The 24,361-nt window shown below is 65.9% G+C and carries 24 protein-coding genes; 11 read left to right on the forward strand and 13 right to left on the reverse strand.

Translation table 11 applies throughout. From position 1 onward, the window contains the following. Positions 1 to 19 precede the first annotated feature (19 nt). From QTI05_RS05630 to QTI05_RS05645, 4 genes are all read right to left on the reverse strand, one after another. Positions 20 to 703: a TetR/AcrR family transcriptional regulator gene (locus QTI05_RS05630; RefSeq protein ID WP_286623262.1), complete on the reverse strand. Its 684-nt coding sequence runs from the start codon at positions 701 to 703 to the stop codon at positions 20 to 22. A gap of 115 nt (positions 704 to 818) precedes the next feature. Further along, on the reverse strand, positions 819 to 1,667 hold the full coding sequence (locus QTI05_RS05635; protein WP_286623264.1) for a fumarylacetoacetate hydrolase family protein: 849 nt from the start codon (positions 1,665 to 1,667) through the stop codon (positions 819 to 821). Positions 1,668 to 1,697: 30 nt separating this feature from the next. Further along, entirely contained in the window at positions 1,698 to 2,453 is a 756-nt protein-coding gene (locus QTI05_RS05640) for an SDR family NAD(P)-dependent oxidoreductase (protein WP_286541594.1), read from the reverse strand. Then, a complete protein-coding gene (locus QTI05_RS05645) occupies positions 2,450 to 3,184 on the reverse strand; it encodes an SDR family oxidoreductase (RefSeq protein ID WP_286623266.1) in 735 nt (244 codons plus the stop codon). The genes QTI05_RS05640 and QTI05_RS05645 overlap by 4 nt, the downstream gene beginning before the upstream one ends. A gap of 151 nt (positions 3,185 to 3,335) precedes the next feature. Between QTI05_RS05645 and QTI05_RS05650 the strand changes: the two genes are divergently transcribed. The 6 genes from QTI05_RS05650 (at position 3,336) to QTI05_RS05675 (ending at position 10,058) form a co-directional block, all read left to right on the forward strand. Continuing rightward, on the forward strand, positions 3,336 to 4,043 hold the full coding sequence (locus tag QTI05_RS05650; protein ID WP_286623268.1) for a FadR/GntR family transcriptional regulator: 708 nt from the start codon (positions 3,336 to 3,338) through the stop codon (positions 4,041 to 4,043). A 46-nt stretch (positions 4,044 to 4,089) separates the two neighbouring features. Continuing rightward, positions 4,090 to 5,088: a sialic acid TRAP transporter substrate-binding protein SiaP gene (locus QTI05_RS05655; RefSeq protein WP_286623270.1), complete on the forward strand. Its 999-nt coding sequence runs from the start codon at positions 4,090 to 4,092 to the stop codon at positions 5,086 to 5,088. 140 nt (positions 5,089 to 5,228) lie between these two features. Further along, positions 5,229 to 5,789, forward strand: a complete 561-nt coding sequence (locus tag QTI05_RS05660) for a TRAP transporter small permease (protein WP_286623271.1) — start codon at positions 5,229 to 5,231, stop codon at positions 5,787 to 5,789. Between the two features lie 11 nt (positions 5,790 to 5,800). Continuing rightward, positions 5,801 to 7,198 (forward strand): TRAP transporter large permease, encoded by a 1,398-nt coding sequence (locus QTI05_RS05665; protein WP_286623272.1) that lies wholly within the window; start codon positions 5,801 to 5,803, stop codon positions 7,196 to 7,198. A 127-nt stretch (positions 7,199 to 7,325) separates the two neighbouring features. Next, positions 7,326 to 8,852: a UxaA family hydrolase gene (locus QTI05_RS05670; protein ID WP_286623368.1), complete on the forward strand. Its 1,527-nt coding sequence runs from the start codon at positions 7,326 to 7,328 to the stop codon at positions 8,850 to 8,852. 147 nt (positions 8,853 to 8,999) lie between these two features. Continuing rightward, on the forward strand, positions 9,000 to 10,058 hold the full coding sequence (locus QTI05_RS05675; RefSeq protein ID WP_286623274.1) for a malate/lactate/ureidoglycolate dehydrogenase: 1,059 nt from the start codon (positions 9,000 to 9,002) through the stop codon (positions 10,056 to 10,058). Between the two features lie 193 nt (positions 10,059 to 10,251). Here the strand turns inward: QTI05_RS05675 and QTI05_RS05680 are convergent, their stop codons facing one another. The 4 genes from QTI05_RS05680 to slmA all read right to left on the reverse strand — a co-directional run bounded on the left by QTI05_RS05680 (position 10,252) and on the right by slmA (position 13,361). After that, a complete protein-coding gene (locus tag QTI05_RS05680; protein ID WP_286623275.1) occupies positions 10,252 to 11,130 on the reverse strand; it encodes a DMT family transporter in 879 nt (292 codons plus the stop codon). Beyond that, positions 11,123 to 11,938 (reverse strand): DUF2182 domain-containing protein, encoded by an 816-nt coding sequence (locus QTI05_RS05685; protein WP_286541582.1) that lies wholly within the window; start codon positions 11,936 to 11,938, stop codon positions 11,123 to 11,125. Before QTI05_RS05685 ends, QTI05_RS05680 begins: the two co-directional genes overlap by 8 nt. A gap of 61 nt (positions 11,939 to 11,999) precedes the next feature. Continuing rightward, a complete protein-coding gene (locus QTI05_RS05690; RefSeq protein ID WP_286541580.1) occupies positions 12,000 to 12,602 on the reverse strand; it encodes a DUF1326 domain-containing protein in 603 nt (200 codons plus the stop codon). A gap of 114 nt (positions 12,603 to 12,716) precedes the next feature. Then, on the reverse strand, positions 12,717 to 13,361 hold the full coding sequence (gene slmA, locus QTI05_RS05695) for a nucleoid occlusion factor SlmA (protein ID WP_286541579.1): 645 nt from the start codon (positions 13,359 to 13,361) through the stop codon (positions 12,717 to 12,719). Between the two features lie 115 nt (positions 13,362 to 13,476). On the opposite strand from slmA, the gene galE reads away from it, so the two are divergent. Then, positions 13,477 to 14,496 (forward strand): UDP-glucose 4-epimerase GalE, encoded by a 1,020-nt coding sequence (gene galE, locus QTI05_RS05700; protein WP_286623277.1) that lies wholly within the window; start codon positions 13,477 to 13,479, stop codon positions 14,494 to 14,496. Here galE and argB read toward each other — a convergent pair whose 3' ends face one another. Next, positions 14,497 to 15,390 carry an acetylglutamate kinase gene (gene argB / locus QTI05_RS05705; RefSeq protein WP_286623279.1) on the reverse strand — a complete coding sequence of 298 codons (894 nt, stop codon included), beginning with the start codon at positions 15,388 to 15,390 and terminating at the stop codon, positions 14,497 to 14,499. 45 nt (positions 15,391 to 15,435) lie between these two features. Continuing rightward, complete coding sequence (locus tag QTI05_RS05710) at positions 15,436 to 16,530, reverse strand: glycosyltransferase family 4 protein (RefSeq protein ID WP_286623281.1); 1,095 nt, start codon at positions 16,528 to 16,530, stop codon at positions 15,436 to 15,438. A gap of 44 nt (positions 16,531 to 16,574) precedes the next feature. Here QTI05_RS05710 and QTI05_RS05715 point away from each other — a divergent pair, with 44 nt between their 5' ends. Next, positions 16,575 to 17,348 (forward strand): glycosyltransferase family 2 protein, encoded by a 774-nt coding sequence (locus tag QTI05_RS05715; protein ID WP_286623282.1) that lies wholly within the window; start codon positions 16,575 to 16,577, stop codon positions 17,346 to 17,348. Here QTI05_RS05715 and QTI05_RS05720 read toward each other — a convergent pair. The 3 genes from QTI05_RS05720 to QTI05_RS05730 are packed head-to-tail and all read right to left on the reverse strand — an operon-like array spanning position 17,330 to position 21,200. Further along, entirely contained in the window at positions 17,330 to 18,382 is a 1,053-nt protein-coding gene (locus tag QTI05_RS05720; protein WP_286623284.1) for a glycosyltransferase family 2 protein, read from the reverse strand. The two genes, QTI05_RS05715 and QTI05_RS05720, sit on opposite strands and share 19 nt — an antisense overlap. Positions 18,383 to 18,399: 17 nt before the next feature. Beyond that, complete coding sequence (locus tag QTI05_RS05725; RefSeq protein WP_286623285.1) at positions 18,400 to 19,398, reverse strand: glycosyltransferase family 2 protein; 999 nt, start codon at positions 19,396 to 19,398, stop codon at positions 18,400 to 18,402. Next, the gene (locus tag QTI05_RS05730; protein ID WP_286657788.1) at positions 19,395 to 21,200 is read right to left on the reverse strand and encodes a glycosyltransferase family 2 protein; all 1,806 of its coding nucleotides are present in this window, start codon (positions 21,198 to 21,200) and stop codon (positions 19,395 to 19,397) included. The genes QTI05_RS05725 and QTI05_RS05730 overlap by 4 nt, the downstream gene beginning before the upstream one ends. Before the next feature lie 218 nt (positions 21,201 to 21,418). Here QTI05_RS05730 and QTI05_RS05735 point away from each other — a divergent pair, with 218 nt between their 5' ends. Genes QTI05_RS05735 through QTI05_RS05745 form a run of 3 tightly spaced genes read left to right on the forward strand, consistent with a single transcriptional unit; the run spans position 21,419 to position 24,342 of the window. Further along, entirely contained in the window at positions 21,419 to 22,837 is a 1,419-nt protein-coding gene (locus tag QTI05_RS05735; RefSeq protein WP_286541567.1) for a mannose-1-phosphate guanylyltransferase/mannose-6-phosphate isomerase, read from the forward strand. Then, a complete protein-coding gene (locus QTI05_RS05740) occupies positions 22,834 to 23,637 on the forward strand; it encodes an ABC transporter permease (protein WP_286541565.1) in 804 nt (267 codons plus the stop codon). The genes QTI05_RS05735 and QTI05_RS05740 overlap by 4 nt, the downstream gene beginning before the upstream one ends. A 3-nt stretch (positions 23,638 to 23,640) precedes the next feature. Continuing rightward, entirely contained in the window at positions 23,641 to 24,342 is a 702-nt protein-coding gene (locus QTI05_RS05745; protein WP_286541563.1) for an ABC transporter ATP-binding protein, read from the forward strand. Positions 24,343 to 24,361: the final 19 nt, after the last annotated feature.

Consider the following 24,361-nt stretch of genomic DNA (forward strand, 5'->3'; position numbering starts at 1 on the left):
AAGAGGAAAGGAAAAATGTTCAGCGCACGCGCTTGAGCGGCGGCTGGGGAGATGCGCCCGCAGGCCGCGGCGCCGTGGGCGTGGCGCAGCGCTCGAGCAGGTTGTCGAAGCCGCGCTCCGCACGCTCGATCGAGCCCGGCACGCGCAGGAAGCGCGCCTCGTAGTGCAGCGCGAGGATCAGGCCGTGGATCTCGAATGCGATCTGCCGCGCGTCGGCGCCCGGATCGAGGTGGCCTTCGGCCTGCGCCTGCACCACGGCGCGCAGCACCGCGGCCTGCCAGATGCTGACCGACTCGACCAGCGCGTCGCGCACCGGCCCGGGCCGGTCGTCGAATTCGGTGGCGCCGCTGATGTAGATGCAGCCCGAATCGATCTCGACCGAGGTGCGCTTCATCCAGTTGCCGAACATGGCACGCAGGCGCGGCAGCCCGCGCGGCGCCGACAGGGCGGCGTAGAACACCTCCTGCTCGAAGCGCGCGTGGTACTCGCGCACTACGGAGATCTGCAGTTCCTCGCGCGAGCCGAAATGGGCGAACACGCCCGACTTGCTCATCTGCGTGATCTCGGCCACGGCCCCGATCGACAGGCCCTCGAGGCCGATCTGCTGCGCCAGATTGAGCGCGGCATCGACGATCACGGCCTTGGTCTGCTGCCCTTTCTGGGCCGCACGGGCACTTTTGGCGGGAACGGCATCGAGGGACATGGGCTTGCAGAATAAAACGAACGGTCGTTCTATTTTGCAGGAGATTGACTGTTCTGCCCAACAAAAAGACCCACCGCGCGGGTGGGTCTTTGGGGGGAACGCGAAACGGGGGAGGTTACAGCTTGAAGCCCACCACGTCCTGCCGCTGCTCGCCCAGCCCCTCGATGCCGAGCGTCATGACGTCGCCCTTCTTCAGGAACAACGGCGGCTTCATGCCCATGCCGACGCCGGGCGGGGTGCCGGTGGTGATCACGTCGCCGGGCATCAGCGTCATGAACTGGCTCACGTAGCTGATGATCTTGGCGACGCCGAAAACCATCGTCTTGGTGTTGCCGGTCTGCACGCGCTTGCCGTTGAGGTCGAGCCACATGGCGAGCTTCTGCGGATTGGCCACGTCGTCGCGCGTCACCAGCCAGGGGCCGAGCGGGCCGAAGGTGTCGCAACCCTTGCCCTTGTCCCAGGTGCCGCCGCGCTCGATCTGGTACTCGCGCTCGCTCACGTCGTTGATGGTGCAGTAGCCGGCCACGTAGTTCAGCGCATCCTTTTGCGAGACATAGCGCGCGCGCGTGCCGATGACCACGCCGAGCTCGACCTCCCAGTCGGACTTGACCGAGCCCTTGGGCAGCATGACCGGATCGTTCGGGCCCTGGATGCAGGTGGTGGCCTTCATGAACACCACCGGCTCCTTCGGAACCGGAAGACCGGATTCGGCCGCATGGTCGGCAAAGTTGAGGCCGATCGCGATGAACTTGCCGACATTGGCAACCGGGCTGCCGTAGCGCGGCTTGCCCTTGACCAGCGGCAGCTTGTCGGCCTTGAGCTTGCGCAGCTTGGCGATGGCAGCGTCGCCGAGCTGGTCGGGCCCGATGTCCTTGATCACGCCGCTCAGGTCGCGCAGCTGGCCGTTGTCGTCGATGAGGCCAGGCTTTTCCTTGCCGGGGTTGCCGTAGCGCACGAGTTTCATTCGGGGAGTCCTTTCAGTGTGACAAGTGGATCAGTAGGTGGCGCGGCCACCGGAGAGGTCGAAGGTAGCACCGGTCGAGAAAGCGCAGTCTTCGGTGCACAGCCAGGCCACCATCGACGCGATCTCGGCCGGCGTGCCGAAGCGGCCCATCGGAATTTTCGAGAGCATGAACGCAATGTGCTCGGGCGTCATCTGGTCGAAGATCGCGGTCTTGACCGCGGCCGGCGTGACGCAGTTGACCCGCACACCGGTGTCGGCCAGTTCCTTGCCGAGCGATTTGGTCAGCGCGATCACGCCGGCCTTGCTGGCGCTGTAGGCGCTGGCATTCGGATTGCCCTCCTTGCCGGCCACCGAGGCGATGTTGACGATGCGCGCCCACGGCCGTTCGCGCAGGTGCGGCACCCATTCGCGGCAGCAGAGAAAAACGCCGTTGAGGTTGACCTCGATCACCTGGCGCCAGGCGTCGACGGGGTAGTCGGCGAGCTTCGAATTCGGGCCGGTGATGCCGGCGCAGTTGACCAGCGCGTCGACCGTCGCGCCGGCCTTGCGGCGCGCCAGAGTGACCTGCACCGCCTGGGCGACGCCGGCGGCATCGGCCACGTCGACGGCGACCGCCACCGCGTTCTCGCCGAGGCTCTGCGCTGCGGCCTCGACGGCTGCCTGGTCGCGATCCCACAGCGTGACGTCCCCGCCCGAAGCCAGCAGCCGCTCGGCAATCGCAAAGCCGAGCCCGGTGGCACCACCGGTGATGACCGCATGCCGGCCGTGGAAGTCGAGCCGGTTCATATCGTGATGCCGCCGTCGACCGAGAAGGCCTGGCCGGTGGCGAAGATGGCCTCGTCGCTGGCCAGGAACACCACCACTGGTGCGATTTCGTGCGCCTGTGCGAGCCGGCCCATCGGCTGGCGCGCGATGAAGGCCTGGCGGGCCGCGATCGGGTCGTCATTGGCATTGATGCGTTCGCCCAGCGACGGCGTATCGACCGTGCCGGGGCACACGGCGTTGCAGCGGACTCCCTGCATGACGTAGTCGGCCGCCACGCTTTTGGTCAGGCCCAGCACCGCCGCCTTGGTGGTGCCGTAGACGTTGCGGTTCGGCAGGCCCTTGATGCTGGAGCACACGCTCGCCATGTTGATGATGCTGCCGCCGCCCGCGGCCAGCATGCGCGGCAGCACGGCCTGGATGGCCCAGAACTGCGCGCGCACGTTGAGGCGGAACGCGAAGTCGAGGTCGTCGTCGGTGGCGCTGAGGATCGGGCCGTTGTGCACGATGCCGGCACAGTTGAACAGCACGTCGACCGCCGGCATCCGGGCCACCAGCGCATGGATCGCGGCCTTGTCGAGCACGTCGAGCACGGCGGTCTGCACGTTCGGCGTGCCGGCGTAGCTTTCGAGCAGCTTCGCGTTGACGTCGGTGGCCCAGACCTGGGCGCCTTCGGCGGCCATGGCGAGCGCGGTGGCGCGGCCGATGCCCTGCCCGGCCGCCGTGATGAGGGCGGTCTTCCCTTTGAGTCTCATGCTGTCTCCTCGATGGAATGGGTGCCGGCTGAACGTTCAGGGTTTCGCCCGATGGTTGCGGCGCCGTGCAGATCGTATTCTGAATTGGCCTGACCACTTGTCCAATTCAGGACAACCCTTAAACCCCGCCCTTCCCTCTTCCCGACTCCCCGTGCCGCTGCACTCGATCGCACCGCAACGCCTCTACCGCCAGATTGCCGACCAACTGCGCGCACTGATCGGCAAGGGCGAGTTCGTCCCGGGCGCGCGGCTGCCGGCCGAGCGCGACCTGGCGCGCCAGCTCGGCGTGAGCCGGCCCTCGGTGCGCGAAGCACTGATCGCGCTCGAGGTCGAAGGCTATGTCGAGGTGCGCACCGGCTCGGGCGTGTATGTGCTCGATCGACCCCAGCGCTCGGCCGCGCCGATCGAAGCGACCGAATGGGGCCCGCTCGAGTTGATCCGCGCGCGCCGCGTGGTCGAGGGCGAGACCGCGGCGCTGGCCGCGCTGCATGGCAAGCGGAAGGATTTCGACGCCATGCAGCGCGCGATCGACACCATGCGCGAAATGGCCGACCGCAACGTGATGCCGCTCGACGGCGACCGGGCCTTTCACCTCGCGATCGTCGAAGCCAGCGGCAACACGGTGCTGATCGAAACCGTGCAGGGCTTCTGGGACTCGCGCAGGGGCCCGCTGTTCACGCGCCTCGGCGGCTATTTCGAAACCGTGGTGTCCTGGCGCCGCGCAATCGCCGAACACGAGGCGATCCGCGACGCGATCGTGGCGCGTGACCCCGCCGCCGCGCGCGCCGCGATGCACGAGCACATGGACAAGTCGCATCAACGCTTCAGCGCGAGCTGGCGCCGGGCCAAGGCGGTTTGAACAACGTCGCTTCCTGCTTTCTTCCCCACCACCAACGGAGACAACAATGAACATCAACAAGCGATTCGCCATCAAGACCCTGGCTGCCTGCGCCATCGCCGTGGGCGCTGCAGGCACCGTGGGCATTGCCAATGCGCAGACCAAGCTGAAGTGGGCGCACGTGTACGAAACGTCGGAGCCGTTCCACAAGTACTCGCTGTGGGCGGCCGACGAAATCAAGAAGCGCACCAACGGCAAGTACGAGATCCAGGTGTTCCCGGCCTCGAGCCTGGGCAAGGAGTCGGACATCAACCAGGGCCTGACGCTGGGCACGGTCGACATCGTGCTGACCGGCGCGAGCTTCGCGGGCAACACCTACAAGCCGCTTGCCGTCACCTACTTTCCGTTCATCTTCCGCGATTCCGATCACTTGCTGAAGTACGCGCAGAGCGATGTCTTCAAGGAGCTGGCCAAGGGCTACGACGAGAAGAGCGGCAACCACGTGACCGCCCTCACCTACTACGGCGCACGCCACGTGACGTCGAGCGCGGCCAGGCCAGTGACCAAGCCTGAAGACATGAAGGGCCTGAAGATCCGCGTGCCCGATGCGCCGGCCTACCTGGCTTTTCCCAAGTCGCTCGGCGCCAACGCCACGCCGATCGCCTTTGCCGAGGTGTACCTTGCCTTGCAGAACGGCACGGTCGACGCCCAGGAAAACCCGCTGCCGACCATCGAAGCCAAGAAGTTCTTCGAAGTGCAGAAGAACATCTCGCTGACCGGCCACATCATCGACTCGTTGCTCACCGTCACCTCGGGCCAGCTCTGGGGCAAGCTGAGCGCGGACGAGAGGAAGGTCTTCGGCGATGTGATGCAGGAAGCCGCCGAGAAGACCGGCCGCGAAATCATCGCCTCGGAAACGCGGTTGGCCGAAGAGTTCAAGAAGAAGGGCAACAACATCATCACGGTCGACAAGAACGCGTTCCGCGAAGCCGTGCTGAAGGCCACCAAGCCCACCGACCAGGGCTACCGCCAGCAGGACTACGACCGCATCCTCGCAATTAAATAGCACCCCCCAAGCGGCTCACTTCGTGTAGCCGCCTCCCCCTCGAGGGGGCGACACCAGCGGCCCGGCGAGGCCGGTTCCGCGGTGTCTCCCGAACGGGCTTCGCTTTGCTTGCCGCTGGAGCCGACCAGCAGGAGATTGCAGTGACTGACGACAAGAAGATCATCGACGACGAGGGCCACTTCCATGTGGAAGACGAAACCATCGATCTCTCGGACACCATCGCCGAGGGCTGGATCGCGCTGGCGATCTTCTGGATGCTCGCGCTCACCGTGTTCTACCAGTTCGTCACGCGCTACGTGATGAACGACTCGGCCGCGTGGACCGAAGAGGTGGCGCGCTACATGCTGATCGGCGTGGTGTTCATCGGTGCCGCGATCGGCGTGGCCAAGAACAACCAGATCCAGGTCGACTTCTTCTACCGCCACATGCCGGCTGCGATGGGCCGGTGGCTGTCGCGTGCGGTCGATGTGCTGCGCATCGCGTTCTTCGTCGCGGCCGTGGTCATGACGGTCCAGATGATGCTGAAGATCGGCAGCAACACGCGCATGACCATCGTCGACGCGCCGATGAACATCGTCTACGGGCTGTGCGCATTCGGCTTCGCGGCCATGGCGTTTCGCTCGCTGCAGGTCGCGCGCATCCACTGGCGGCGCGGCTACAGCGTGCTGGAGCGCCCCGAATCCACCCTGGCCGATCACTGAGACGCGCGCGCATGCTGAAGATCTTCTTCCTTGTTTTCATGGCCGGCGGCATTCCGGTCGCCATCGCGATGGCCGGCGCTTCGCTGGCCTACATCGCGCTGTCGGACAGCACCCTGCCGCCATTCGTGGTGATCCACCGCATGGTGAGCGGCATCGACAGCTTTCCGCTGCTGGCCGTCCCGTTTTTCATCCTGGCCGGCAACCTGATGAACAACGCGGGCATCACGACGCGCATCTACAACTTTGCACTGGCGCTGGTGGGCTGGATGAAGGGCGGGCTCGGCCATGTGAACGTGCTGGGCTCGGTGATCTTCGCGGGCATGAGCGGCACTGCCATTGCCGATGCGGCCGGCCTCGGCACGATCGAGATCAAGGCCATGAAGGAGCACGGCTACTCGACCGAGTTCGCGGTCGGCGTGACCGCCGCATCGGCCACGCTGGGCCCGATCATCCCGCCCAGCCTGCCCTTCGTGATCTACGGGATGATGGCCAACGTGTCGGTCGGCGCGCTGTTCCTCGCGGGCATCCTGCCGGGCGTGATGATGGCGATCCTGATGATGCTGACGGTCGGCTACTACGCCCACAAGAACAAATGGGGCGGCGACGTGAAGTTCTCGAGCACCCGCTTCTTCAAGGCGATGTGCGAGCTGGCGGTGGTGGTCGGCTGGCCGCTGCTGATCTGGCTGCTGGTGGCCAAGCTCGGCATGCCGGCGCAACTCACCGTGTTCGCGGGCCTGGCCAGCCTGTTCGTGCTCGACCGGATCTTCAGGTTCGAGGCCCTGCTGCCGATCATGACGCCGGTGCTGCTGATCGGCGGCATGACGACGGGGCTCTTCACGCCGACCGAAGGCGCGATCGCGGCCTGCGTGTGGGCCATGATCCTGGGCTTCGCCTGGTATCGCACGTTGTCGTGGAAGATGTTCGTCAAGGTGTGTCTCGACACCATCGAAACCACCTCGACCGTGTTGTTCATCGTGGCTGCGGCCTCGATCTTCGGCTGGATGCTGACCGCCACCGGCGTCACCACCGACATCGCGGCCTGGGTGCTCGGCTTCACCCGGCAGGCCTGGGTGTTCCTGCTGCTGGCCAACCTCCTGATGCTGTTCGTGGGTTGCTTTCTCGAGCCCACGGCGGCCATCACGATCCTGGTGCCGATCCTGCTGCCGATCGCCACGCAACTGGGCATCGACCCGATCCACTTCGGCCTCGTGATGGTGCTCAACCTGATGATCGGCCTGCTGCACCCGCCCATGGGCATGGTGCTGTTCGTGCTGGCGCGCGTGGCGGGCCTGAGTTTCGAGCGCACCACCATGGCGATCCTTCCCTGGCTGGTGCCGCTGCTGCTGGCGCTGGTGGTTATCACCTACGTACCGTCATTGGTACTGTGGTTGCCCAAAATGTTCTTCTAGAAATGACGCACACCCCCAGTCTTCGCGCACTTCGTGTCGCTTCGCCAACCCCCTTGCAGGGGGCAACACCAGCGGCCCGGCAAAGCCGGTTCCACGGTGTTCCCCAGGAGATTCATCCATGACGTCCATGACCCCGTTTATCCGTCTGCATCCAGCCGACGATGTCGTGATCGCGCGCAGCCAGCTGGTCGGCGGCGCGCAGATCGAAGACTTCGCCGTGCGCGGCCTGATTCCCGCCGGCCACAAGGTCGCGACGCATGCGATCGCCGCGGGCGAGCCGGTGCGCCGCTACAACCAGATCATCGGCTTCGCGAGCAGGCCGATCGCCGCTGGCGAGCATGTGCATACGCACAACCTCGACATGGGCCCCGACAAGGGCGACTTTGCGCGAGACTACGCATTCGGCGCCGACGTGAAACCGGCGCCCGCGAAGCGCGAGGCCACTTTCATGGGCATCAAGCGCGCGGACGGCCGCGTGGCCACGCGCAACTACATCGGCGTGCTAACCAGCGTGAACTGCTCGGCCACCGCCGCGCGCGCCATTGCCGACCATTTCTCGCGCAAGACCAACCCTTCGGCGCTCGCGGCGTTCCCGAACGTCGACGGCATCGTCGCGCTCACGCACGGCACCGGCTGCGGCATGGACACGCAGGGCATGGGCATGCAGATCCTGGAGCGCACGCTCACTGGTTATGCGACGCACCCCAACTTTGCCGGCGTGCTGGTGGTGGGCCTGGGCTGCGAAGCCAACCAGATCAACGCCTGGCTCGCGACCGGCCATCTGGCCGAGGGCGAGAACTTCCGCACCTTCAACATCCAGGACACGGGCGGCACGCGCAAGACGGTCGACAAGGGCATCGCGCTCATCAACGAGATGCTGCCGCGCGCCAACGCGGTGAAGCGCGAGCCTTGCAGCGCGGCGCACATCACGATCGGGCTGCAGTGCGGCGGCTCGGACGGCTACTCGGGCATCAGCGCGAATCCGGCGCTGGGGGCTGCGGTCGACCTGCTGGTGGCGCATGGCGGCACGGCGATCCTCAGCGAAACCCCGGAGGTCTACGGTGCCGAACATCTGCTGACGCGCCGTGCCGTGAAGCGCGAGGTGGGCCAGAAGCTGGTCGACCGCATCCGCTGGTGGGAGCACTACACCGAGATCAACGAGGGCGAGATGAACAACAACCCCTCGCCGGGCAACAAGGCGGGCGGGCTCACCACCATCCTCGAGAAGTCGCTGGGCGCGGTGGCCAAGGGCGGCACCAGCAACCTCGAAGCCGTCTACGAATACGCAGAGCCCGTGACGGCGCACGGCTTCGTCTACATGGACACGCCAGGCTACGACCCGGTGAGCGCGACCGGCCAGGTGGCCGGCGGCGCCAACGTGATCTGCTTCACCACCGGCCGCGGTTCGGCCTACGGCTGCGCGCCCTCGCCTTCGCTCAAGCTCGCCACCAACTCGGCATTGTGGAAACGTCAGGAGGAAGACATGGACATCAACTGCGGCGAGATCGTCGACGGCACGGCGTCGATCCAGGAGATGGGCCAGCGCATCTTCGAGCTGGTGCTGGCCACCGCATCGGGTGAGCCGTCGAAGAGCGAGAAACACGGCTACGGCCAGAACGAGTTCGTGCCATGGCAAGTCGGAGCCGTCATGTAGCTCGCCCCCAGGCTGCGGCGCACTGCGTGTCGCCTTCGCCTTCCCCCGACCGGGGGCAACACCTGCGGCCCGGCAGAGCCGGTTCCGCGGTGTTTCACGAACGGGTCTCGCTGCGCGGCCCTTGCAAACCCCCCCTGGAGTCCACTGATGCCACAGACACTTTCCGCCACTGTCCTGCGATCGCAATGCGCCCGCATTCTTGAAGCCGCCGGCAGCACGCCGGCCGAGGCCGGCCAGGTTGCCGACAACCTCGTGCTGGCCAACCTGAGCGGCCACGACTCGCATGGCGTGGGCATGCTGCCGCGCTATGTCGACGCGGTGGCGGAAGGCGGGCTCACACCCAATGCGTCGGTCAAGGTCAACGCCGACATCGGCACGATGCTCGCGCTCGACGGCCAGCATGGCTACGGGCAGATTGTCGGCGTGCAGGCCATGGAACTCGGCACCGCGCGCGCCAAGCAACACGGCAGTTGCATCATGACGCTGTCGGCGGCCCACCACCTGGGCCGCATCGGGCATTTCGCCGAAATGGCGACGGCGCAAGGCCTGGTGTCGATGCACTTCGTCAACGTGCTGTCGCGCCCCGTGGTCGCACCCTGGGGCGGCGGCGACGGACGCTTCGGCACCAACCCGTGCTGCATCGGCATTCCGCTCGCGGGCGCCGAACCGTTCCTGCTCGACTTTGCGACCAGCCGAGTGGCGCAGGGCAAGATGCGCGTGGCCCACAACAAGGGCGAGCGCGTGCCCGACGGCTACCTGATCGACGAGCGCGGCGCGCCGACCAACGACCCCGGCGTGGTTGTCGTGCCGCAAGGCAATGGCTTGTTCGGCGCGCTGATGACCTTTGGCGAGCACAAGGGTTACGGCATGGCGATGGCCTGCGAGTTGCTCGGCGGCGCACTGACCGGTGGCGGTACCTGGCACCGCCCGGCGGACGCGGCGCGCACCGTGCTCAACGGCATGCTGACGGTGCTGATCGATCCGGCGAAGCTCGGCACCCAGGCCAGCTTCGCGCAGGAGGCCACGGCCTTCGTCGACTGGTTGCGCCAGAGCCCGCCGGGCGCGGGCTTCGACCATGTGCAGATCGCCGGCGAGCCCGAGCGCGCGGCGCGCGTGGCGCGCGAGCGCGACGGCATCTGGCTGGACGATGCAACGTGGGGCGAGATCGTCGCGGCGGGCGCCAAGATGGGCGTGACCATCGCGTGAGGCGCGCACACGGTTTTGCATTCGAGAATCTGAATCCGGCGTTGCGTTGTTCTGAGCGCTGTGATTCCGGGGCCGAGGTTCCGGGGCGCTGAGGGTCCGGGGCGGGCTCAGGGCGGCGGGGCACGCTGCTCCGCGAATGTCCCCCGGCCTGAGCCCGCCCCGAACTCCGAACCCTGAGCCGAAGCGCGAAGCGTCAAGCCGAAGGCCGGCGCTGCGACTTGCGGCTCAACACCAGCGCAATACCGCCCAGGATCGCGACCGAGGCAACAGCCAGCCGCGGCGTGATCGCTTCCGACAGGAGCAGCACGCCGCCGAACGCAGCCAGCAGCGGTACCGACAACTGCACGGTGGCCGCCTGCATGGCCGAAAGACGGGCCAACGCCGCATACCAGACGACATAGCCGAGGCCCGAGGTCAATGCACCGGACGCCACGGCGAGCACTACGCCGGTTGCGTCCGCATGGGCGCGGGCCGCAAAAACAAGGCTCAACGCGAGAGCCAGCGGCACGGCCCGCGTGAAGTTGCGGGCCGTCGCGGCCAACGGGTCGGGCACGCCACGGCCGCGCAACGAGTACACGCCCCACGCCACGCCGGCAAGGGCCATCAGCACGGCACCGGCCAATGGCGGCGCAGCAATGCCCGGCAACACCAGGTAGACGAGCCCACCCGCCGCCACAACGAGGCCGAACCATGCAACGGGCCCGAAGCGCTCGCCGGCGCCCAGGCCGGCACCCAGCATCGTGAGCTGAACCGCGCCGAACAGGATCAGCGCGCCCGTGCCCGCGGGCAGGCTCAGGTAGGCAAAAGAGAAGAACGCCACATAGGCGAACAGCATGACGGCGGCGAGCCAGTCGGCACGGCGGGCCACCGGCGGCTGCGCCCTGAACCGCACCACGAGGACGAGCGCGATCGCACCGGAAACCAGCCGGATGCTGCCGAAGCTGGCCGGATCGATGCCGCCTTGCTGCAACGCGAGCCGGCACAACAGCGAATTGGCCGCGAACGCCAGCATGGCCACCGCCGTGAGAGCAAAGGTCTGCAACGTGGACGGGCCGTCGCGCGCTTCAGGCATGCGTCGCCACCAGGAAGACGGCCCAGCCCAGCAACGCGAACCCGAGCGGCGCGCTCAGGCGATGGCCCCACGGAACGTTCTTTTCCATCGCCATGACGGCGGCCAGCAGAAGCATCCAGCCCAAGCTACCGGTGCCGAGCGCGAACATCAACAGCATCAGTGCCCAGCAGCAGCCGACGCAGAACAGGCCGTGGTGCAGGCCCAATGCGAACGCATGGCGGGCCTGCGCCTGCCCCCGCCAGTGCTCGATGACGAAGCTCAGCGGTGTGCGGCACTTCTCCAGGCAGCGGTGCTTGAGACGGCTGAACTGGAAGGCACCGGCCAGCGCAATGGTCGCGGCACCAATCACCCAGCCATGCCAGGCCAGCGTCGGCGCGCTGGCGAGCAGCGCCAGCACTGCACTGTGGAGCGCGTGCGCCAGCAGCCCGAATGCACCCCACACCGCCATGTAGCCCAGCCCCAGCAGCATGAGCAGGCGCCCATGATCCGGGCGCCCCGTGGTCAACCGGTCGAAAGCGTTGAACAGCGGCAGCGTGGTCGGCAGCATCATGGCCGCCGTCATGAGGATCCACGCCGCGGCGTAAAGCACCATGGGCACGACCACGTCGCCAGCGGGAACGACCCGGCACAGGAACGCTGCCGGCCCCGAGGCCGTCCAGTCGCCGTGTTCGAGATAGCGTCCGTACGGGCTGCGCGCCCAGGCCCACAGCACCACCCATGCGAGCGCAATCAGCGCTGCAAGAACCGGCAGGAACACGCGGCGGTGGCGGGAGACGTTGCGCGGCGGCGAGCGGGCCGCCGGGTTCATTGGGTAACCTTCGTGCTTCGCACTGCGGTGCGAGCTTGCTTGGGGCGGCCCGGCGCGGCGCTCATGCGTCGAAGACGAAGGTGCTTTGCAGGGCGTTGTGGTTCTTGATGTCGAGGTCGATGCCGAGGGCGGCGTTCTTGGAGCGATAGGTCGGAGCCTTGCCGACGAACACTGGCGCACCCGGAACCGTCGAGAACACGGTGTCAGATAGCGTGGTCTGGCCGCCCGTCGCGCCACGGTAGGGCTCCAGTTCGGCGTAGTAGTCCTTGCCGATCGCCAACTCGCCCTTGCCCTCGTTCACGGTGAAGCGGATCGAAGCTCGTTCGACCGACACGACCTCACCGATGAGCGCGGCCAGGTCTGCGATCGGCCCGCCGGCCTGCCCGGTGTAGACCTTGAGCAGCGCCTCCTCCTGCGCCTTGGAGGCGTTGTCGTCGACGAAGATCGCCGCCGTCCAGTTGCCCTCCAGGATGTTTCCGGGCACATGCGCTACGGCCGCGATGGTGTTGCCGCCGACATCGAGGCCGTCGACCGTTCCCTTGTCGATGCGCCACGCGACGATCGTGTCGCAGGTTCCGTTGTCAGGATCCTCGCCGATCCAGCAGGGACACAGGACGTTGCAGTTGCATACCTCGAGCAGGCGACCTTCCAGGTGATAGCTCATACGAACCTCCGTTCAAGAAGCCACACGAACACGGACTTGTCGCCGCGACCGGGGCGGCAAGGGGGCACTGATCCTACGCTTCGCGCCGGATCAAGTCGAGTGGCTGGGACAGGCTCAGAGCATGAGCGCGACCGACGCTTCCAGGTGCTCGGACGGCGCGCGCCGGAACCCCGAGCGCGCAAAACGCTGGAGGCGCCCGACCACGAAGGCGGTGAGCGCAGAGGCCCGCACCTGCGCATCGACGGTGGGCGTGGCCGAGCCCTCGTCCGCCGCAACGCCGCGCAGGGCCTGGCGCAACGTCGATTCGATCTTGTCGAAGAACTGGTTCATGCGGCTTTGCAAGCGCTCGTTCTCGTAGACCAGCGCATCCCCGACCATCACGCGCGTCATGCCCGGGTTTTTCTCGGCGAACTGCACCACCATCGAAATCACCCGTGCGGCCTGTTCCCGGCCCGGCGCGTCGCGCTCGGTGATCTGGTTGACCAGGCTGAACACGCTCTGTTCGATGAAGTCGATCAGGCCCTCGAACATCTGCGCCTTGCTGGCGAAGTGGCGGTACAGCGCGGCCTCGCTCACCTCCAGCCGCGCTGCCAGCGCCGCCGTCGTCACACGTTCGGCGCCCGGTTGCTCGAGCATGGCCGCCAGCGCCTGCAGAATCTGCACGCGCCGCTCGCCCGGCTTGGGCCGCTTGCGCGTCGTGGCCAGAGCGGCCTCGGCCGGGATGGCATCACCAGGGGCGCTCATCTCTTCGTGCTGCATGATTGTGGCGAAAAAGTGTAATTAAATGATTCTCGCACAGCGTTAGTGAGTGCGCGCCAACATCATTCTGCGCGGGCTCACAGAGAATGAACGACTTCACGAAATGTTTGCAGCAATGAGCCACAACATCCTGGTGACCGGCGGAGCCGGCTTTATCGGCAGCCACACCTGCGTCGCACTCGCTGCGGCGGGCTACGCGCCCTTGATCCTCGACAACCTGGGCAACAGCGACGTGCGCGTGCTGGAGCGGCTTGCCGCCATCACGGGCCGAACGCCGGCGTTCATCGAAGGCGACGTGCGCGACCGTGCGCTGCTGGATCGCCTGTTTCACGAAAACGTCATCTCGGGCGTGATCCATTTCGCCGGCCTCAAGGCGGTCGGCGACTCGGTGGCCGACCCGGTGCGTTATTACGACAACAACGTGAACGGCACGCTGGTGCTGGCCGCGGCCATGCAGGCGGCTGGCGTGAAGACGCTGATCTTTTCGTCGTCGGCCACCGTGTATGGCGACCCGGAGCGCTCGCCCATTCCCGAAAGCGCGCCGTGCCGGCCCGCCAATCCCTACGGGCATTCGAAGCGCATGGTGGAGCAGGTGCTGGCCGACCTGCAGCACGCTCAGCCAGACTGGCGCGTGGCGCTGCTGCGCTACTTCAATCCGGTGGGTGCGCATGAGAGCGGACTGATCGGCGAACACCCGCAAGGCAAGCCGAACAACCTGATGCCCTACGTCTGCCAGGTTGCCGTGGGTCTGCGCGACCGGCTGGCGGTGCATGGCGGCGACTACCCCACGCCCGACGGCACCGGTGTGCGCGACTATGTGCATGTGATGGATCTGGCCGAGGGCCATGTGGCGGCGCTGCGGCATGCGGCGCGCGCGCCCGGGCTGGTGACGCTGAACCTCGGCACCGGCCAGGGCGCGTCGGTGCTGGACGTCGTCAAGGCGTTCGAGCGCGCCAGCGGACGCGCGATTGCCTACGAGATCGGCCCGCGCCGACCGGGCGACGTGCCCGCGTACTGGGGCGATCCGTCGCTCGCGCAGGCCACGCTCGGCTGGCAGGCCCGCCGCGGGCTGGATCAGATGTGCGCCGACAGCTGGCGCTGGCAGCAGGCGAATCCGAAGGGCTACGAGAACTGATCAGCGGGCACGGATCATCGTGCCGTAGGCCTGGTCGGTCAGGATTTCGAGCAGCATCGCGTGCGGCACGCGGCCGTCGATGATGTGCACCGCGTTCACGCCGCTCTTGGCCGCATCGAGCGCGCCCTCGATCTTGGGCAGCATGCCGCCCGAGATGGTGCCGTCGGCGAACAGGTCGTCGATTTCGCGCGCGCTCAGGTTGGTCAGCAGCTTGCCGTTCTTGTCGAGCACGCCCGGCGTGTTGGTCAGCAGCATCAGCTTTTCGGCCTTCAGCACCGTGGCCAGCTTGCCGGCCACCACATCGGCGTTGATGTTGTAGCTCTCGTTGTTTTCGCCAAAGCCGATCGGGCTGACCACCGGAATGAAGGCGTCGTCCTGCAATGCCTTCACCACGCTGGGGTCGATTGCCACGATGTCGCCGACCAGGCCCACGTCGTGATGCAGGTTGGGATCGTTGCGGTCGGCCAGCTTGAGCTTCTGCGCACGGATCAGGCCGCCATCGCGCCCGGTCAGGCCCACCGCCTTGCCGCCGGCCTGGTTGATCAGGCCCACGATGTCCTGTTGCACCTCGCCGGCCAGCACCCACTCGACAACTTCCATGGTCTCGTCGTCGGTCACCCGCATACCCTGGATGAAATGGCCCTTCTTGCCGAGCCGGTTGAGCGCCGCCTCGATCTGCGGCCCGCCGCCGTGCACCACCACCGGGTTCATGCCGACCAGCTTGAGCAGCACCACGTCTTCGGCAAAGTCGGCCTGCAGGGCCGGATCGGTCATCGCGTTGCCGCCGTACTTGATGACGATGGTCTTGCCGTGGAACTTGCGGATGTACGGCAGCGCCTGGGCCAGGATTTCGGCCTTGTCACGCGGCGGGATGTTCAGGACTGGGTCGGTCATGGAGGAAATGGCACAGGTGAAAGTCGGCGGATTTTGCCGGTATGACTAGGGCCGCAGCCAGCGCGGCACCTTGAAGCGCACGATCATCAGGTAGGCAATGACGTAGGTCGTGACGAACAGAAGACAGAACAGCATCAGCACGATGGTGTTGTTCCAGAACAGCACGGCCGGCACCACCGACAGCGCGGCGAACATCCACAGGTAGGGCGAGGTGCGATTGTTGCGCGCCAGCAGCTGGCGCGCCTCGTTGTCCTCGAAGGCCACGCGCACGATGCGGCGGAAGATCAGCTGGTGGAAGTGCAGCGCGTCGGCCGTCCCCGGCGACTGGCCGCGCGCCAGCTTGCGGTAGATCGAGAACAGCGTCTCCCACACCGGGTAGATCAGCAGCAGCATCGGGAACCAGGGCGAAACATTCGAGTGCCGCTTGACCAGCATCACGCAGGCCACGGCGATGACGATGCCCCAAACGTAGGCCCCGCCGTCGCCCGCGAAGATCTTGCCGCGCGGGTAGTTCCACATCAGGAAGCCCAGCGTCGCGCCGACCAGGCAGATCACCATCGCCGCGAGCTGCCGGTCGCCCACCTGGAGCGACACATGCGAGATCGCCAGGCACACCAGCACGGCCACGGTGCCGGCGAGGCCGTTGTAACCGTCGATGATGTTGAAGGCATGCGGCAGGCCGCCGATCGCCAGCGCGGCGAACAGCACGGCGACATAGGGCACGGTGCGCATCCAGCCGTCGACGATAGGGACGCCGGTGCGGTAGACGCCGAGCCCGAGCAGCCAGCACAGCAGCAAGGCCGAGCCGATGGTGAGCCCGAGCCGCCAGCGCACCTTGACCTTCTGCGTCACGTCCTCGGTGATGCCGCCCAGCACGGCCGGCGCGATGCACAACAGCATCAGGCCAGAGGCCCCGACGGACCAGCGCACGTTGAACGGGTCTCCGGCCCACCCGGCCGCGAGCCAGGCCGCGCCCATGCCGATGAAGATTCCGGCGCCTCCGAGGCGCGGCACGTGTCCCTTGTGAAAGCGCTGCGGCATGTCGACCGCATAGCGCCGTGCATGGCGCCGCGCGCGGCGCATGAACACCAGCACGGCAACCGCGGAGAGGAGGAAACTGATGACGATCAGGGCAATCATGGGGATGGAGCGGGAACCCTAGAATTCCCGGTCGAAATTAGACCATGCCCACGCCCCCTTCCCGCACCCCCCAGCCCATCACCGTCTCGATCGTGAGCCACGGTCAGCTGGCGCTGGTCCGGCCGTTGCTGGAACAACTGGACCGGTTCAGCGCCGGGTCGATCGACAAGGTGGTGTTGACCCTGAACATTCCGGAACCCGATGTGCTGGCGGGCCTGCCGTGGCAGTTTCCGGTCGAACGGATCGAGAACGCCGCGGCCATGGGCTTCGGGGCGAACCACAACCAGGCCTTCAGGCACTGCGATTCCGAATGGTTCCTGGTGCTCAACCCGGACATGCGCTTCGACAACGACGTGCTCGCGCCGCTGGCTGCACAGGCTGCGCCGGATGCCGGCTTGCTGACACCGCGCATCCTCGAGCCCGGCAAGGCCCAGCCCGAACAGCACCGCGCCATCATCACGCCGCTCGAGATCCTGACGCGCAAGCGGCCGGGGTATGCCATTCCGGCCGTGCCCGAATGGGTGCCCGGCCTCTTCATGCTGTTTCGCAGCCGCGCGTACCGCGAGGTCGGCGGCTTCGACGAACGATTTTTCATGTACGGCGAAGACTTCGACATCTGTGCGCGCACGCAGTTGGCGGGATGGAAGCTGCAGGTGGCCGAAGACTTGCTGGCGCGGCACGAGGCGCAACGCGCCAGTCACGCCAGCCGCCGGCATCTTTACTGGCACGTCACCAGCCTGCTCAAGGTCTGGGGCTCCGGCGCGTTCTGGCGGTTTCGCAGGGCTGTGCGAGGCGGGAGTCAGGCCTCGGTCTTGTAGATCCTGCGAAAGCCGCGGATCAGCGGCAGCTTGGTGGCCGAGCCGATCGCGCGGACGATGCCGGGCGTGCTGTGCGACAGCAGGAAGCGCGTGATCCAGAGCTTGACCTTGCGGCGGCGGCCCATGTAGGGGTTGGCGAGCACCATGTCGGTGTATTCGGACAGGTAAGCGAACATCTCGCCGCGGTACTCGTTGTCGAGCTTGATCGCCTCAATGGCGTGATCGACGAAGAATTTGCCGAACCTCGGCACCAGCTGGTCGCGAAAGTAGAAGCGCCCGCGCCGCGGCTCGTCGGGGAACATCGCGATCAGTTTCTTGAAATAGCGAAAGCGGCTGCGGATCATCCGGATGCCGAATGAGGTGCTTTCGGTGTGGATGCACCAGACCGTGACGGCACGGTCGATGAAATGGTTGCTGTAGCCCTTGCGGAAAATGCGAAGAAAGAGGTCGTCGTCTTCGTAGCCCATGAACTGGCCATCGAAGCCACCCACCGCATCGAACGCCACGCGGCTCACCAGTGCCGCGGACGGCAGCACGAACATGTCGTAGCGCAGCAGGTCGAAGATGCTGCGCTTGGGGTGGTTCTTCGCATGCTCCTTCACGAGCGAGGTGCGCACCACATTGCCGTCGACATCGGCCTCGTACAGGTCGGCGTAGACGAAACCGAAACGCGCATCACCGGCGGGAATCCCGTCGACCAGGATCTCGATGTGGTTCGGCAGATAGAAGTCGTCCTGGTCCAGGAAGCAGAGGAAATCCGCGCTGGAAGCGGCCACGCCGGCATTGCGCGCCGAGCCCTGGCCGCCGTTTTCCTTGTCGACGATCCTGAACGGATAGCGCGCGGCCAAGGCCCCCAGCGCTTCGCGCTCTTCCGGCCGCGAACCGTCGTTGACGACGATCACCTCGTGCGCCGGAACCGTCTGGTTGAACACGCTCTTGACCGAACGCTCGATGAAATCGGCGCCGTTGTAGAACGGGATGACCACGACGACGCTCGGCCTCGCAGCGGCGGTGATGACGTTTTCGTGAGGCATTCGGGGACAGTTTTGATTCAGACGGATTCGAACAGATCGCGCACCACGCCGCGTGCACCGCGGCCGAACTTGTTGTAGCGGCCGGTCAGGGCCTCGCGCAGTACCGGCAGGCAGCGCGCCACGCGCGAGGGCGGGAGCGCAGCCCGGAAGCGCTGGTGCACCAGCTTGTCGCGCAACTTGCGGATGGTATCCGGTTCAACGCGGTCACCGAGCGCCAGCAGCCGGGTCAACAGAAGCTCTGCCTTGAACGCCCGCTCGGCGTGCGTATTGCCGCGCGAGGCGAGTGCCTTCCTCACCTTGCCCAGAAAGCTGTCGCGACGTGCGCCGATCTGGTTGTTCTCGTGCTGCCGGTATTCGATCAGCGCTTGCTCGATCACGTCGACGCGGCCGATCGACGAGGCCACGATGGCCAACCACTCGTCATGCACCCACTCCTTCGGGAATGGCACCGCGGGCGCCAGCAACGTTCGCCGGAACATCGTGGTCGCGCCGGTCACGAGGTTGCGGCGCAGGAACACATCGAAGGCGCGCCCCGTGTGAATCCATTCGAGCTCGAAACGCTGCACCTCGAGCGCATGGAACAGCGACTGGCCGAGATCCTTGCGCTGGCCATCGACCAGTCGCGCATCGCTGTGCAGCAGCAGCAGCTCGGGTCGCTTGTCGAACTCGGCCACCATTCGCGCCAGGCGATCGGGATACCAGACGTCGTCCTGGTCGCACAGCGCGATCAGGTCGCCGCTGCAGGCGCTGGCGGCCTGCTCGAAGTTCTTGGTGACGCGCAGCGACGTGGCGTTGCGCAGCACCTTCAGCGTGATCGAGAGGCCGGGCCACTCCTGCAGGCAGGCATCGACTGCCTTGCGCGCCAACTCGACGCAATCGTCGGTGGAGGCGTCGTCAGACAAAACGATCTCGGCTGGCGGCACGGTCTGGAGGCAGATGCTGCGCACCTGCTCTTCGATGAAGCGCGCCCCGTTGTAGGTGCAGAGGGCAACGGAGATGGCGAGCGCTGGGTTCATGGCTTTGCGGCACCGCTGATCCAGGGCACTCTCGGTGGCCAGGCCAGGCCGAAGTTCTCTGCGTGAATCGTAAGGTTGGGGTTGTAGGCGGGGTCGTTGGCGATCAGGTCGCCCCAGCGTTGGCGCATGCAGGCCTCCTCTTCGATCAGGCGCGCGCGCTGCACGTCGGACACATCCGCCCCCCGCGTCGCCGACTCGTGGTGGAACAGCTCGGCGTGGGGCGTCCAGACATTGCGATGACCGGCCGCCCGCAGTTTCAGGCAGAAGTCGATGTCGTTATATGCGACTTTCAGGTTCATTTCGTCGAGGCCGCCGACCTCCTGGTAGAGGGCCTTGCGCACCACGAGACAGGCGGCGGTCACCGCCGAGAACGACTGGATCGACTGCGCCCGCTGGAAGTAACCGCTGTGCCAGGCGGGCAGGTGCTTGTGCGCATGGGCCGCCACACCCCCGACGCCGAGCAGCACGCCGCCGTGCTGAACCGTTTCGTCCGCGTAGAGCAGCTTGGCACCGACTGCCCCGACGCCGGGCTGCAGCGCGATCGAGACCATCTCGTCGAGCCAGCCGGGCGAAATGACTTCGATGTCGTTGTTGACCAGCCCCACCACATCGCCCCGCGCGAGCGCGACGGCCCTGTTGTTGAGGGCCGCGTAATTGAACGGGCTGTCGTCGCGGATCACCTGGATGCCCGGCGAAGCATTCAACTCGGCCAGGTAGGCCAGCGCTTCCGGATCGTCGGAGCCGTTGTCGACCACCAGGATGTCGAAGTCGGGGTAGGTCGTGTCCAGCACGATGCTCTCGACGCATTGGCGCAAGAGTGCAACCGCATTGCGCGTGGGAATGACCAGGGTCACCGGCGGCGGATCGGCAGGCAGTTCGTAGCGAACGTGCAAAAGGCCACCGCCGGCGTCCGCAACGCCCGCGCGCGCTCCGATGCGCTGAAGGTGCTGGCTCAGGGCCTGCGCTCGGGCGCGTTGCGCGTTCGCCGGCCAAATGGCATCCGCCGGGCCGGCACGCCGATGGCAGAGCACCTGTGGAATGTGCCGCACCTGGTCAGGCCGAAGTCGCTCGACACACCGCAGGGCAAGATCGTATGCCGCCGCGTCGAAGCCGGCGCGCCATTCGCCCGCGTCGCCGAGCAGCTCGCGCGCGTACGCGCCCGGACAAAGACTCAGGTTGCCGGCACGGAAAAGATCGATGTTCCAGTCCGGCTTGAAGCAGGGATCGGCGCGCAAACTGTGGGCGTCGAGCGCGTCCTCGTCGGCATAGATGAGCCTGGCTTGCGGGTTCTCGACGATTTCGCGGGCGATACGGAACAGCGCATGCGCGGGCAGCACGTCGCCGGCATCTATCGGGAGCACCCAGTCGCTCGCAGCCTCGAGACCCGGTTTGATGCGTGCGTCCTGCGCGGCGTACCGCGCGAGGGCTGTCCGGATTTCCGCACCGGTCGCCGCCGGGTCGGCGCGCGCACAAAGTACCCAGGATGCATAGGTCTGGGAGAGCACCGCGTCGATGGTGGCGGCCAGCGAGGCCAAGTCCGCACCCGCCACCGACAGAAAGATCACAAACTGCGGCCGCAGGGGCCAGGCGTCGGCAATGGCCAACACCCGATCCGGCGACATCAGGTCGGGCTGGTCGTACAGGCGAATCCACTCCGCGTAGCTTGGCGCCTGTGGCTGCGCGGATACCGTCGCACCGGTTCGCAGGCGCTGCATCTGCCGGCTGACCCAGCGCACGGGGGCCGAGATCCGCCAACTGGTCGACCGTTGCATCGCACCGATCCGCCCCTCGAGCGCGATCATCTGTTCGCCCAGGGCGCCAAGCTGTCGAAGCAACTGCCCTTTGTCCGGCCCCTGCCGGAGTTCGCGGTGCTCCGCGGCCCGGCGTGTGGCATTCAAGGTTGGCTTCATGAAAATGGGTTGGCGTTGGAATATGGCGCAAAGAGGGACAGCCCCCTGCGTCAGGGGGACGTCAAAGCCAGACCGGTAAAATTATCGCCCGTCCAGTTATCAGGAAAATAATGCGCGTCCTTTCAGTTGTCCTCTCCGGGGGCGCAGGTTCCAGGTTGTGGCCTGCATCGCGCCAGGCGTATCCGAAGCCGTTCATGAAGCTGGGCGGATCGACACTGCTGCAGCAGGCGATCGAACGCGGGCAGGCGTGCGGCACAGGCGACCTGATGGTGGTTACCAACAAGGATCATCTGTTTCTGACGAAGGATGTGCTGCGTCAGATGGCCGATCCGCCCAAGGCGACGCTCCTGCTCGAGCCCAAGGGTCGGAATACTGCGCCCGCCATCGCGCTTGCCGCGCTGCAATGCGCCAAGGATTTCGGCGGCGACACCGTGATGCTGGTGCTGTCGGCCGACCATCTGGTGCCGGATGTCGACGCCTTCGTCGCGAGTGCCAGCCAGGCGTTCCGGCTCGCCGAGAAGGGCGCGCTGGTCATTTTCGGGGTCAGCCCCACCAATCCCGATACCGGCTTTGGCTACGTGGAGGTCGAGCACGTCTCACGCAACAGCCAGCCGGTCAAGCGCTTCGTGGAAAAGCCGGATCTCGAAACCGCGCGGGAATACCTCGCGACCGGCCGCTACTACTGGAACAGCGGCATGTTCTGCTTCACGGCGGACGCGATCATCGACGCGTTCGAGCGCAACGCGCCCGAGGTGCTGACCGCGGCGCGGCGTGCATTTGCGTCGGCAAAGACGGCCGGCGACACGGTTCAATTCGAAGTGCACGACTTCGGCTTGCAACCCGACATCAGCATCGACTACGCCGTCATGGAGCGTGCCGACAACGTTCAGGTCGTGCCCGCCAAGTTCAGTTGGAGCGATGTCGGCACCTGGCCTTCTGTTGCCAAAGCCCAGACGTCGGATGCCAGCGGCAACACGATGCCCTATGACACGATCGCGATCGACACCACCGGCACGCACGTGCAGATCGAAAGTCATGGCCCGAAGGTGGTCGCCACGCTGGGTGTGCACGATCTCGTGATCGTGGACACGCCGGACGCCCTTCTTGTTGCGCACAAGAACAGCGCGCAGAGGGTCAAGCAGGTTGTCGACGTGCTCAAGGCACGCAAGCACGAAACCATCAACCTTCCCGCCGTAGTGCATCGCCCGTGGGGCACCTACGCGTCGCTCAAGGAAGAAGACGGCTACAAGGTCAAGCGCATCACGGTCAAACCTGGCGAATCCTTGTCCCTGCAATACCACCACCAGCGCGCGGAGCACTGGGTGGTCGTGGCAGGCACGGCGATCGTGCAGGTCGGGGACGTAGAGTACGAGACATTGCCGGGTCAATACCGGTACATCCCCCTCAAGGAGAAACATCGTTTGACGAATATCGGCAAGGATGAGCTGGTGCTCATCGAAGTGCAATGCGGGCGCTACCTCGGCGAAGACGACATTGTTCGCCTGGCAGACACCTACGGTCGCGTATGAGCCAGGCACATTCCAATTTGCATCGCAGTGCGTGGGCCGACTGGTGGGAAGGCACCCGCCGCACCGACATCTGGTGGACGCTGGCGTGGTTCGACATCGTGCTGCGCTATCGGCGCTCAATGCTCGGACCGATCTGGCTGACGCTCAGCATGGCCGCCATGATCGGTGGCATGGGGCCGCTTTACAGCTCGCTGTTCGGCACGGAGCTTTCGACGTTCTTTCCCCATCTGGCGCTGGGCCTGATCTTCTGGGGCTTCTTCTCCAGCATGGTCACCGAAGCGTGCAATGCGTTCATCGGCTCCGCGAACTATCTGAAGCAGGGCTACTTCCCCATCAGCCTGTTCGTCTGGCGAAGCATGGCGCGCAACCTCATCCAGTTCGGTCACCAGATCGTGCTGTATGTCCCGGTCGCCATCTGGGCGGGCATCACGCTGTCGTGGTCGGCCCTGCTCTTTATCCCAGCGTTCCTGCTGGTTCTGATCAATGCGCAGGCGCTTGGCCTGGCACTGGGACTGGTCTGCACGCGGTTTCGCGATGTCACCCAGATCGTCACCAGCGTGATGCAGATGCTGATGTTTCTCACACCGGTCTTCTGGCTGCCGGAAAGCCTGCCCAGCCGTGCCAAGTACATCCTCTGGAATCCGTTTGCGCAGATGCTGGATCTGCTGCGAACGCCGCTGATGGGCGGCGTTGCGGAGTCCCACAACTGGTGGGGCATCCTGGGATGGACAGCGGCGACGGTCGTTGTTTCGGGCCTGCTTTTTTCGAAGTACCGCCGCCGCGTTGTCTACTGGCTGTAACTGATGGCTTTCATTTCCCTCAAAAACGTCTCTGTCAATTTTCCGATCTACGGCGCCGGCGCCGCATCGTTGAAGAAGACCCTCGCATCCTCAGTCACGGGCGGCCGGTTCGGCAAGGAAACCGGGGTCAATGTGGTTCAGGCCCTGAGCGGCATCAATCTTGAATTGAAGAGCGGTGATCGCCTTGGTTTGGTAGGCCACAACGGCGCCGGAAAATCGACGCTGCTGCGTGCGCTGGCGGGCGTCTACGAGCCGTCTTCCGGCGAGTTCGTTCGCGAAGGCACCGTGTCCAGCCTGATCGATCCATCGCTGGGCATCGAGCCCGATGCCACCGGCATCGAGAACATCATGCTGCGCGGCCTCGTGATGGGCATGAGCAAGAAGCAGTTGGACGATCTGACGCCCTCCATCTGCGAGTTCAGCGGGCTTGGCGAGTACGTCAACATGCCGGTGCGAACCTACTCCACCGGCATGATGATGCGGCTGGCTTTCTCCATCTCGACCAGCGTCGAAGCGGACATCCTGTTGATGGACGAATGGCTTTCGGTCGGCGATGCAGAGTTCACCGAAAAGGCCGAGCAGCGGATGAAGGACGTGGTGGCCAAGTCCGGTATTCTGGTTCTGGCTTCGCATTCGCCGGCTCTGATCGCGAAGGAATGCAACCGGGTCATCCATCTCGAGCACGGTCGCATCGTCGAGCAATAGCGACCGGGCAAGAGTCCTC

The organism is Variovorax fucosicus (genome assembly GCF_030316825.1).
Taxonomy (GTDB): domain Bacteria; phylum Pseudomonadota; class Gammaproteobacteria; order Burkholderiales; family Burkholderiaceae_C; genus Variovorax; species Variovorax fucosicus.

Bases quoted from the DNA above. Each gene is read 5' to 3' on its own strand.
- QTI05_RS05675 (WP_286623274.1), top strand. From the start codon at position 9,000: ATGCCACAGACACTTTCCGCCACTGTCCTGCGATCGCAATGCGCCCGC.
- QTI05_RS05630 (WP_286623262.1), bottom strand. From the start codon at position 703: ATGTCCCTCGATGCCGTTCCCGCCAAAAGTGCCCGTGCGGCCCAGAAA.
- QTI05_RS05680 (WP_286623275.1), bottom strand. From the start codon at position 11,130: ATGCCTGAAGCGCGCGACGGCCCGTCCACGTTGCAGACCTTTGCTCTC.
- QTI05_RS05720 (WP_286623284.1), bottom strand. From the start codon at position 18,382: ATGCCTCACGAAAACGTCATCACCGCCGCTGCGAGGCCGAGCGTCGTC.
- QTI05_RS05685 (WP_286541582.1), bottom strand. From the start codon at position 11,938: ATGAACCCGGCGGCCCGCTCGCCGCCGCGCAACGTCTCCCGCCACCGC.
- QTI05_RS05735 (WP_286541567.1), top strand. From the start codon at position 21,419: ATGCGCGTCCTTTCAGTTGTCCTCTCCGGGGGCGCAGGTTCCAGGTTG.
- QTI05_RS05725 (WP_286623285.1), bottom strand. From the start codon at position 19,398: ATGAACCCAGCGCTCGCCATCTCCGTTGCCCTCTGCACCTACAACGGG.
- galE (WP_286623277.1), top strand. From the start codon at position 13,477: ATGAGCCACAACATCCTGGTGACCGGCGGAGCCGGCTTTATCGGCAGC.
- argB (WP_286623279.1), bottom strand. From the start codon at position 15,390: ATGACCGACCCAGTCCTGAACATCCCGCCGCGTGACAAGGCCGAAATC.
- QTI05_RS05635 (WP_286623264.1), bottom strand. From the start codon at position 1,667: ATGAAACTCGTGCGCTACGGCAACCCCGGCAAGGAAAAGCCTGGCCTC.
- QTI05_RS05690 (WP_286541580.1), bottom strand. From the start codon at position 12,602: ATGAGCTATCACCTGGAAGGTCGCCTGCTCGAGGTATGCAACTGCAAC.
- slmA (WP_286541579.1), bottom strand. From the start codon at position 13,361: ATGCAGCACGAAGAGATGAGCGCCCCTGGTGATGCCATCCCGGCCGAG.
- QTI05_RS05645 (WP_286623266.1), bottom strand. From the start codon at position 3,184: ATGAGACTCAAAGGGAAGACCGCCCTCATCACGGCGGCCGGGCAGGGC.
- QTI05_RS05665 (WP_286623272.1), top strand. From the start codon at position 5,801: ATGCTGAAGATCTTCTTCCTTGTTTTCATGGCCGGCGGCATTCCGGTC.
- QTI05_RS05640 (WP_286541594.1), bottom strand. From the start codon at position 2,453: ATGAACCGGCTCGACTTCCACGGCCGGCATGCGGTCATCACCGGTGGT.
- QTI05_RS05710 (WP_286623281.1), bottom strand. From the start codon at position 16,530: ATGATTGCCCTGATCGTCATCAGTTTCCTCCTCTCCGCGGTTGCCGTG.
- QTI05_RS05670 (WP_286623368.1), top strand. From the start codon at position 7,326: ATGACCCCGTTTATCCGTCTGCATCCAGCCGACGATGTCGTGATCGCG.
- QTI05_RS05740 (WP_286541565.1), top strand. From the start codon at position 22,834: ATGAGCCAGGCACATTCCAATTTGCATCGCAGTGCGTGGGCCGACTGG.
- QTI05_RS05730 (WP_286657788.1), bottom strand. From the start codon at position 21,200: ATGATCGCGCTCGAGGGGCGGATCGGTGCGATGCAACGGTCGACCAGT.
- QTI05_RS05655 (WP_286623270.1), top strand. From the start codon at position 4,090: ATGAACATCAACAAGCGATTCGCCATCAAGACCCTGGCTGCCTGCGCC.
- QTI05_RS05715 (WP_286623282.1), top strand. From the start codon at position 16,575: ATGCCCACGCCCCCTTCCCGCACCCCCCAGCCCATCACCGTCTCGATC.
- QTI05_RS05745 (WP_286541563.1), top strand. From the start codon at position 23,641: ATGGCTTTCATTTCCCTCAAAAACGTCTCTGTCAATTTTCCGATCTAC.